A 10,849-nucleotide genomic window follows, 5' to 3' on the forward strand; every position below is an offset into this window, starting at 1 on the left:
CCGGTTGTGGTCGTTTAAAGCCTGAAAGATTTCTGGCTGTTATGCTCTCTCTATGTGAAAGCGCTTACCAAGACGCTTTTCCAAAAACAGTTATTGGTATTGGCTCGGGGCAAGCATTTCTTGAAAAATGTTTTAGTTTGATGGGCGACATTAATGTTAAATGCTATGACAAAGAACCATTAACTAACTTTTTACCTGTTGAACAAGCTGAATTCCCAAAAGATATTGACAAGTGCCTGCCTGATGATTGCAGTCATTGTTTACTGGTTTCAGCCTATCCACAAGGGTATTTAGGTCCTGTACTTTCGGAATTTATTCGACGGGGAGGGGAAATGCTCTGCACCACGATTGAGAATGATTTGTTTAGTGACATGCATGAAGGATATGAAGACGATCCCGAGGTTCTCAGGGACGGGATTAGACAGTTAAGGAATAAAAATGGAGAGTGCTTTGAAGTTGAATTAACTGATTACACGTTGATGGGGCCTCCATCAAGTATCCAGTTTTACAATTGGCCATCAAGTGTTAAGCAGCTTATGCTCGACTCTCACGATTCTTCGGCTATAAACGGTTATTGTGTTGATATCGTGTTTCCGCAATTCTTGGAATCAAGTTCTGATGAGTAATTGTTCTCCGGACAGCAGGGAGGCTTTTGTCTATTTTATTGCACTACCACATTTTTGGCCTACCTTTTCAACTTGTAAACACGAAATGAATTTGAGGGTAGAGTTTTGAAGAAAACACTTTCAGCGACACTGCTGTCGCTGCATTGGTCGTTATCTTTGATCTGTCAGGCCGAACCGTTGACAGGACATTTTGTTGTCGAGCATAAACAGAAGAATCAGAGCCTTTCTATTAAGCGAGACCTGAATTCATTGCCGGGCAGCCCGTCAGACATTGTCGACACTGACGGCTTTGCAGGATCAATTTTGCCGCCTGATGACAAAACACAAAAGCTTGGCGGTTATGGGCTGAAAATGACCTCTATTGAGTCCATTTCATGGCAATTGCATTGGGCTGTCTATATGCTGCTTACCTACGGACTCTTCTGGATCATCAAAGATGCGGCTCAGGACGGCGGACCTTATTGGTGGATATTTGCAGAAGGGATTGTTGCTGTCGGCTGGCTTTTAGAAAAAAACTATTGGAACACCGTTTCACCGAACCCAATGGATAAACCGGAGGCAAGTCAGAATGACTCGTTTGCGATCACCACAATGATGCTCTCCGGACAAGGTCAAAAACAAAATAACAAACCAAACCAGTCATCAGCATCATCCGGTCAGCAAGCCTCTGGGGCAACTACTCATCTTACAGGCTCTATCACCGGCCCACTGTCTTCAGGCTCTGGCGGGGGTAACGAAGGCCCTGAACAACATGACCAGTATACTTTGGATATAAATTGTTATATCGATTTTTGTCATGGCGTTTGTAAACTACGAGCATCATCCGATAGTACTGAGCCCGCTGAAGGGGCGCTGAATTTCTTAGAAACTTTGACAGACCATGCAGCAGGAACAACAGAGCAAGGCTTGCCTTTCCCACGAGAGAATGATCTCGGTCAAACTCTGGGTGATTCTGAGAAAAGCGTCCATCGGTCATCGATTAAAACCGACCCTGGAAATGGCTGTAAGAATACATACCCATTGGCTGCTGTGGCAGTCGGGGAATTAACCTGCGATTTAAAAGTGTTTGGCGTGGACGCGCGGAAGCGGTCATGCGGGATGGTCTGCAAGGGTTCGAAAGCTGTGCGGTACCACATAGAAAAGCACAAGGAACGGCGTGAGTGCTTTCTTAACAGAATCGACATGATGAAAATGAGAATAAGAATGAGAAGAGCCTCTCTCTACCCCGGGCAACACCCTTGTGATGAGAGAGTGGCCGGTACGGATGGCGAGGAGCAACGGTGTGGTGTGGTCTTGGATAATCCTCAGTCCCTGTGGTGTCACAAATTAAGATTTCACACCGGACCACAAATCAGTGAAGAGCAAGAATTCTGGGAGGATGGCCTGCCACACACATGTGGGCAGAGCTGCGAAAATGCCCCGGAGTTGGTGCGTCATAAAAAAAGATTCCACGAGCTGCGAAAATGCCACGAAATAGTGTTCTGTGAGAATGGCCACCTTCACCCATGCGGAATAGTCTGCGCGGATCTTCGAGAGTACTTTCGTCACATTAGCATACATCGAGAAAGTGAGTCTGTTGATAGGCAGTAGGTCGATGACAAAAAAGAGGTTTGTTCTCTTGATCTATCATTTTCCTGGTCTAATTTCCCCACCTAAGAAAGTTAAAACATAAAATGGATGTAAGGATAAAGTTCTTGATACACCTACGTTTTGTGACGCTGCTGTTGCTGCTGTCCTCGTCGTCTGTCATCTCTCAGGCTGCACCATTGAAAAGAAGTTTTGTTGTCCAGCTTCAACAGGATGGAGGTTCTCCGGGCCGGAGCTTTTCCATAAAACCTAACGAGCCGATGTTAGGCAACCCATCATACATTGCCGAAACAGACGGCTCTGCAGGATCAATTTTTCCGCCTGACGACAAACCACAAAGATTTGGCGGTTTTTGGGTAAAAACGGGCTTTTTTGATTTGATCTCGTGGCAGTTGATTGACGCCAATCATTTTCTGGTTGCTTACGAACTGGTTATGACCAACAATGACTTCGCTCTGGGCATCAAACCTTATTCATGGATACCAATAGAAGCGTTTTTCGTTGTCGGCTGGCTTTTACAAAGCTATTGGAGCACCGATTCACCGCTGTTTAGTCTAATGGGTAAACTGGAAGCAAGTCAGGACGACCCATATGCAATCACCACTATGACGCTCTCGGGTAATGGCCAAGAAAAAAACCAACAAAAAAACGAGCCAACAAAATCATCCGGTCAGCAAGCCTCAGGAAAAACTGCTCAATTCAAAGGCTCTCTCACCAGACCCGAAAATTTCGGCTCTGGCGGTGGTAACGAAGGGCCTGAACAACAACATACTTTCGGTTTAAATTGTTACGTCGATTCCTGTCATGGTGTTTGTAAACTCAGACCATTATCCGATGGCGATGGCGATGGCGATGGCGATGGCGATGGCGATGGCTCTGCTAAATGTTCGCTGAATCTCGTAGAAACTTCGACAGGCTACACCGGAGCAGTACCTGAACAAAGCTCGCCTTTTGTAACGTTGACTCGTGAGCGGCAGCGGCAGATAAACTTGATCAACCGCAGGGCCAGAATTCGCGTGTGTTCGGAAAGAATATTCTTCATGAAGCGAATGAAGGAATATATGCTCAGATTGGCTGCTGTTGCGGCCGAAGAAATGGCCAAAAGAGGTGGCACAGAGTAACTGTTTTGTGACGTGATGGTGCCCAATAAGAATGGCCAGTGGGCCCAATGCAAGACAATGCGCAAAAACCTTCAAGAGCTGTTGTTATGCAGTAGCGGGCTTTTTTTTATCACAAAAAATTTTTCATCCCAGAGTAGAGCGAAAAGTTGTTTCAGTCGCTTATGACTGATTTATGACTCTCTTTTGATCTACCTTTTCTATCTTAAAAAGTACAGAACACAAAACGATGTAAGGTTAATGTTTTGAAAAAAACACTCTCTTTGGCACTGTTTTGGCCGCTATTCTCGTTTTCTATCATCTGTCAGGCTGCACAGTTAACAAGAATTTTTGTTGTCGAGCCTCAACAGAGTGGAGGTTCTTCAAGCGGGGGCTTTTCTATACAGCCAGACCAGCAAATATTGCCGGGCACCCCATCATACCTTGGCGACAAAGACGGCTATGCAGAATTCATTTTGTCGCCCGATGACAAACTACACAGACCGCGCGGTTACGGGCTAAAAAGGTTCTTTATTGAGTCGATTTCGTGGCAACTGATTTACGCCACTCATTTCCTGGTTGCTTACGCACTGGTTATGACCACCCATGACGTCGGTCTGAAAGCCAAACCTTATTCATGGATATCTGCAGAAGCATTTGTCGCTGTCGACTTGCTTTTGAAAAGCTATTGGAACCCTGATTCATCGCTTTTTAACCCGATGGATCAACTGGAGGCAAGTCAGAGTGACCCGTTCAAGATTACCTCTATGATGCTTCCCGGACAGAGCCAAAAACAAAATGGCCAACAAAAAAGCCAGCCAACAGTATCATCCGGTCAGCAAGCCTCAGGTGCAACCAGCAACCAACTGACAGGTTTTTTCACCAGCCCTCCGGATTCCGGCTCTGGTGGTGGAGACGAAGGCCCCGAACAACACCAGCATACTTTGGGTTTAAATTGTCACGTTGATTCCTGTGATGGCGTTTGTAAACTCCGACCATCATCCGATAGTTCTGATTCAGCTGAAGCGGCGCTGGGTTTCGACAATTCTGAGCCACACGCCCATAGATCACCGATTAAAACCGACCCGGGAAATGGCTGCAACAACAGACAATCACTGACTGCAAAAGGAGTCGTAGCAATGGCAGTCGATTTGACTGAGGGACTGACCTGTCATTTGCAAGTACTTGGTGTGGATGGCCAGAAGCGGTCATGCGGGGTGGTCTGCAAGAGTCTGTTAGCTGTGCGGGATCACGTAGAAGACCACGAATTTCGGCGTTGTCACTGTCTTGAAAGCATCAACAGAATGAGAATGAGAAGAGCTTGTTACTACCCTGAGCCACACCCTTGTGATGAGACAGTGGTTGGGGCTGATGGCAAGGAGCATCCGTGTGGTGAGGTCTTACCAAATGCTAAGTTCCTGTCGTGTCACAAATTAAAATTCCACACTGGGCCCCAGACCTGTCAGGAGACAGAGACCCTGGAAGATGGCCTGCAGTACCCATGTAGGCTGGTCTGCGAAAATGCTCTGGATTTGGCGCGTCATAAAAACGCATACCACAAGTCGCGGAAATGCTTCAAGATAGTGGTCTGTGACAATGGCCATCTTCACTCATGCGGACAAGTCATCGCAGATTTTCCAAAGCAGTTGCTTCACGATAGAATGCACCGGGAAGGCAAGTCTTTTTATGTGCAGTAGGCTGATGATCTCAGTCTGGATTGGTTATAGTCCTCCGAACAGCAGAGAGACTTTTTCTATTCCAACATTTGGTTAATCTCTTATTTGAAAGGTAAGCGTCGTTTTTTTTGTAATGCCGGGACACCGATGAACAAAAGTCCTTGCCCATGTTTTGCAGTAGTGTTTTTTTATTCCCCGGTGCAACCTTTGGTTTTTCTGGAAAGACACGCTGACTCTCTTGATTTATCACTTTCTTGAACTAGCTTAATTTCAAGAAATGAAAACACGAAACATTAGGTACGAAATATAAGACAGATTTAAGGTTAGGCTTTGAAAAACATACTCTCTTTGGCACTGATGTTGCCGGTATTCTCGGTTTCTGTCATCTTTCAGGCTGCACACTCGACAGGAAGTTTTGTCGTCCAGCGCCAACAGAGCAGAGGTTCTCCAAGCGGGAGTTTTTCTTTAAAGCCGGACCAGCGTAGATTGCCGGACACTCCGTCCTACCCCGTCAATACAGACGGCTACGCAGAATCAATTTTGCCTGACGACAAACGACACAGGATTAACAGTTATGGGGTAAAAACCTCTTTTATTGAGTCGATCTCATGGCAATTGATTTATGCTGCTCATGTTCTGATTGCTTGCGAATGGGTTGTGACCACCAATGACGCCGCTCTGAAAGCCAAACCTTACCCATGGATACCTGCAGATGTGTTTGTCTCTTTTGGCTCACTCTTGAAAAGCTATTGGAACCCCGATTCATCAATATTTAGCCCGACTGAATCACTTAACTTGATTGAGCAAAAAATTCAACAACAAGAAGCGAATCAGGATCACCTGTTCACGATCATCTCTATGATGCTCCCCGGAAATGGCCAACAAAAAAATAGCCAACCAAACCCGCCATCAGCATCCTCCGGTCAGCAAGCCTCAGGAGTGGCCACTCATGCAGGCAATTTTTATTTCACCAACTTCCTGTCTTTCGGCTCTGGCGACGGTAGAGAAAACCCTGATCAACACCAGCATACTTTGGGTGTGAATTGTTACTTCGATTCCTGTAATGGCATTTGTAAAATACGACCATCGTTCGATAGTAGCGAGTCAGCTGAAGGGGTTCAGCAAGGCTCTCCTCCCCCTGCTCAAAGAGAGATTAAACGTCGGAAAACTTATCCTATCCATGGTCATATAGGTGGTGACCTGCTCTGGGAGATTGATCTACCCAGTCTTGAATGGTGTCTTGTTAAAAGAGCTTATGAAGGGGCCTATGCTTTATCGGATTCTGAAGAACTTGATCTTTCGAAGGTTGACGAAGGAACATTCTCCAGTGCTTTAACTGAATTTTTTGTTGATCCAATATTAACTTTTCTGAATTACAGAGTGCTCGTGACAAAGCACGACAGAAGCGACGAGTATGTGCACCTTGCTGCTGCAATGTGCAATGCCCTTGGGAACGAATATGAATATATTGTTGGTTTTTGTGCCAGTTGTGCCCATACCTTCAAATTTGGCTTTAGTCACTCACTTTTTCATATGGCCAGGGTGTTAACGAAATCTCGTGCACATAAAAGTTGGAACTTGCATCAGTTCAGACAAGATGTCATCGAAGGCCTGGATACTGATCGCCAGACTCTCGCAGAGAAGATTGCCCATCGAGAGGTAGAGCGTGTAAACACTATTCTTCAACAAGGCTCATCCATAGAAGATAAATATGAGCCTGTTGGTAATTTGGCATTAATTTTCTTTGCCCTTTCCGCCAACAATCGAAAAGAAGCAGTCAATCTTTTTTGGGAGGCTTGTTTTATAGATGCAGATGGCAACAGGATAACTCGGGATGACGAGCCCCCTGTATTCAGCGGACCCTATACAACTGAACCCACAGAAACTTATCGATATGTTTATTCTTCAGTAAGAAATTTAAAAGATATTGCTCATTTACAAAAACTGGTTAATCTGATTAAAAACTTTTTAATTGCGGATAAAGGCACGGCTTCAGCAAATTGTGAAAACAGGCCCCTGATGCAGAAGAGCGCTCGTTAAAGCTTTCACTTAGAGGGTGTGGGTGCGCGGAAGGCCATAAATATACTCAAGAACCACTCCACCATGATGGGTAAACTACTGGCAGACATTCGTCGCCTTTTACTGTCATGCCGACTCCGTTTTAATAAAAAAGCCCGCTCATGTCTTGCATCAGAGGTTTTTTTACCTACCCGCTTTAACCTTTTGTTTTAAAAAAACGCTTATTTTCTTGATCTAACACCTTGTTGATCTACCTTTCCATTCTAAAAAATAAAAACAAGACACAACAATCAACAAAGTGGGAACCAATGAAAAATTCATCCTCTGTGGCACTGTTGTCGCTGCTGCTCTCTATGTCTGCTATCGGTCAGGCTGAATCATGGACAAGGCATTATGTTGTCGAGCTTGGACAGGATGGAAGCTCTCCTATGGGGATCTTTTCCATAAGGTCTGGCCAGCACACATTCCCAGACACTCCGTCACACCTTGTCGACACAAACGCCTATACAGAAGCAATTTTGCCGTCCGAAGACAAACCACATAGACTCGGTAGTTATGGTGTGAAAACGTCCTTTATTAAGTCAGTCTCGTGGCAATTGATTTACGCCACTAGTGTGTTGGTTGCTTACGATCTGGCTATGACTACCGATGACGCAGCTCCGGGTGCCAAACCTTATTCATGGATACCTGTGGAAGCCTTTTTCGCTGTTGGCTGGCTTTCAGGAAGCTATTGGAACACCGATTCACCGCTGTTCAACCCGATAGATAAACCGGAGGCCGGTCAGGATGACCCGTTTGCGATCAATACTATGATGCTCCCCGCAAATGGCCAACAACAAAGGCAACAACGAGAAGAGCGAACAGAGTCATCTATACAGCAAGCCTCAGGGGCAAGCACTTTTACAGGTGCTCTCACCGGTCCCCTGTCTTCCGGTTCAGGCGATGGTAACGATGGTCCAGAACAACACCAGCATACTTTAGGTTTAGATTGTCGCGTCAGTCCTTGTAAAGGTATTTGCATCTTCCGACCAGCATCCAGCAGGATTGAGCTGGCTGAAGGGTGGCTGAATTCCATGGACAGTACAGCAGTTGGAGGAGGAGCAGAACCTGAACAAAGCTCATTCCACGATGTCCCTGATCGATACTACTCTGCATGGGATTATTGCGATGCAGTAATTCACTTCGATCTCGATAATGCCTTTGATAATGTCATCGGTAATCAACGCGATCATTATTTCTATGTCACTGGACGCTTTGATAACAATCCAACCAATCGCCAACGCCCTATAGATTCAATGAGTGTGGGGGCAGCCAGTACAGCTGAAGAACCCATCCGTGACGAGACAGTGACCCGGGACGATAGACAGCATCAGCCATGTGGGAAGGTCTTCAGGAGTGATAAAGCTTTGCAGGGACAATTAAGAGAATACAACAATAGGCAACGGAGGCTACGTAAATTCATAATGGACGATATGGCCAAAAATAAAGGCCACTCTTATCTGAAAGTTTGTGAAGATAAAGTGCTCTGGCGGGATGGCCAGCGGCGAAAATGCGGGGCGGTCTTCGATAATGCTCAATGCTTGCTGGATCACAAAAGAAGCAACCACAAGCCGCAAATCTGTGACGAGACGGTGGCCGGTGGGAATAACCAACAGCCATGCGGAATTGTCTGCGAGGATTTTGAAGAGCTGATCCATCACAAGCAGTTCGATCACAGAGGAAAGCATCTAAAACACAAGCCTGTTGATTTGGAACAAGGTAATGACCTCGGTTTTCCAAAAGATAAACAGTAATTCGGCTTCCAATCAGACTCAAAACACGCTTCCGAGAGGGCATCCATCCATGGAAGTTCCTATACCACATGATGACTAGCTATCCGTGGTCATCTCGAATAAAAACGACAGCGTTTGTTGAGGAAAAACGCTTACTTTCTTGATCTGTCACTTCCTTGGTCTAACCTGACTGACTAGAAAATACGAAACACAAAAATAGATGTAAGGATATAGCTTTGAGAAAACCGCTCCCTGTGGTGCTGCTGTTGCTGATGCTCTCGTTGTCTGTCATCTGTAAGGCCGAACCATTGGAAAGTCGCTTTATTGTCGAGCTTGGACAGGATGGAGGTTCCTCAGACGTGACTTTTTCCATAAGGCCTGTCCAGCATTCATTTATAGACAACCCTTCATACCATGCCGACAGTGGCTATGAAGGACTCATTTTTCCGTCTGACGACAAATCACAGGGAATTGGTGGTTATGGGTTAAAAACATCTCTCATTGAGTCGATCTCATGGCACTTGCTTCACGCCGCCAACCTGGTGATTGTTTACGAACTGGCTTTTACCCCCCATGACACCGCTCTGAGTGCCAAACCTTATTCATGGATACCTATAGTAGGAGCGTTTGTCGTTGCCGACTTTCTTTTGAAAAGCTACTGGAACCCCGATTCATGGTTGCTTAACCCAACGGATCAACTGGAGGCGGCATCTATGTTGGCACAGGCGGATCACCCGTTTGTGATCACTAATATGGTACTTCCCGGGCGTGGTGAACAAAAAAATGACCAACAAAATCCATCATCAGCCTCAGCTGATCATCAGGCCTTAGGAACAACCGCCCAACTTACAGGCTCTATCACCAGTCCTCTGGGTTTGGGCTCTGGTGACGGTAACGAAGACCCTGAACAAGGCGAACATACTTTCGGTTTAGATTGTTACGTCGATTCCTGTCATGGCGTTTGTAAACTCCGACAATCATCTGGTAGCGAGTCAGCTGAAAGGTTGCTGAATTCGGAAGGAAGTCCGACAGCCCCTGCGCAAGGAATACCCGAACAAGGCTCTATTGAAACGATGAGTGAACTCACTCAAATCCTGCACCATTTTCAGCCACAAGCCCTGACAATATCGATTAATACCTTTCCGGCTAATAGCCGCAGCAATACATGTTGTGTACCGGATGCAGCGGCAGCCATGAAAGCCGGGGAACTGACCTGTAAAGTGCCCATGCACGGAGAGGATGACCAGCTGCGGCCATGCGGGTTTTTCTGCAATAACAGGAAAGCTATGCGGGCGCACAAAACGAAATACCACACGAAAAGTCGTCTGCACTTTCTTGAGGGTTTGAGCAGCATGAGAAAAAGCAGCTCGGAAAAGGCAAGACTCTTTATCTATCCCGAGACACACCGTTGTTACGAGACAGTGATCGGGGAGGATGGCCAGCAGCAGCCGTGTCATGAGCCCCTTCCAACGGCTCAATCGCTGTTAGATCACAAATTAAGATATCACCCCGAATCACAGGCCAGTGATGGGACAGCGATCGGGGACGATGGCCAGCGTTCAGGCGGAATAATGAGCGAGAATGCGCAGACCCATCAGGCAAAAGTGCATCGAAAACGCAAGCCTTTTGATGCAGATCGAGATGATCACCTTAACCCTCCGGAAGGTACAGAATGATCGGGCTCCCAGCCAGGCCCGAAGCAAGCTTTCAGAAGGGATCGATATCACACTATTTGTTATTTCGATTTTTAAAAAACCGGACAGTCGTCATCACAACTCGCATTCGACGATTCAGGTGGACTCAATCGGGGCCGGGTAATCGCCTTGCTGTAGCTCTGTCATCTTCCCTGAAGTTCATCGCTTTTCTCAAACCGGTTCTTACGACAGTCATCAGGTATCAGACATCGGTGTTTCAGTAAAATTTCAGCACGTTTGCCATGGATAGGAGAATGCATGAACCATTATGTTTTAGTTCTTTGCCCCTTATCCTCTCGTCTATCCTCATTGCTCCTATCCACAGAAAACAAAGGATAGAACCATTAAAAGTCTACTCTTGCACGTATTGGTCTTTGT

7 protein-coding genes are annotated in these 10,849 nt (G+C 46.1%); all 7 read left to right on the plus strand.

Annotated features, from left to right (window positions below):
* Window positions 1-626: hypothetical protein (locus KDK18_RS08215; protein ID WP_257254421.1), on the plus strand; the 626-nt coding region annotated here is incomplete at its 5' end.
* A 105-nt stretch (window positions 627-731) separates the two neighbouring features.
* The gene (locus KDK18_RS08220) at window positions 732-2,216 is read left to right on the plus strand and encodes a hypothetical protein (RefSeq protein ID WP_257254422.1); all 1,485 of its coding nucleotides are present in this window, start codon (window positions 732-734) and stop codon (window positions 2,214-2,216) included.
* 104 nt (window positions 2,217-2,320) lie between these two features.
* The gene (locus tag KDK18_RS08225) at window positions 2,321-3,334 is read left to right on the plus strand and encodes a hypothetical protein (protein ID WP_257254423.1); all 1,014 of its coding nucleotides are present in this window, start codon (window positions 2,321-2,323) and stop codon (window positions 3,332-3,334) included.
* A gap of 242 nt (window positions 3,335-3,576) precedes the next feature.
* Entirely contained in the window at window positions 3,577-5,007 is a 1,431-nt protein-coding gene (locus KDK18_RS08230) for a hypothetical protein (protein ID WP_257254424.1), read from the plus strand.
* Between the two features lie 309 nt (window positions 5,008-5,316).
* Entirely contained in the window at window positions 5,317-7,026 is a 1,710-nt protein-coding gene (locus KDK18_RS08235; protein ID WP_257254425.1) for a hypothetical protein, read from the plus strand.
* Between the two features lie 287 nt (window positions 7,027-7,313).
* Entirely contained in the window at window positions 7,314-8,798 is a 1,485-nt protein-coding gene (locus tag KDK18_RS08240) for a hypothetical protein (RefSeq protein ID WP_257254426.1), read from the plus strand.
* Window positions 8,799-9,013: 215 nt separating this feature from the next.
* Window positions 9,014-10,453 (plus strand): hypothetical protein, encoded by a 1,440-nt coding sequence (locus KDK18_RS08245; RefSeq protein WP_257254427.1) that lies wholly within the window; start codon window positions 9,014-9,016, stop codon window positions 10,451-10,453.
* Window positions 10,454-10,849: the final 396 nt, after the last annotated feature.

Source organism: Endozoicomonas sp. SESOKO3 (assembly GCF_024606255.1).

Coding starts and splice junctions, on each gene's coding strand:
- KDK18_RS08240 (WP_257254426.1), top strand. CDS start 7,314: ATGAAAAATTCATCCTCTGTGGCACTGTTGTCGCTGCTGCTCTCTATG.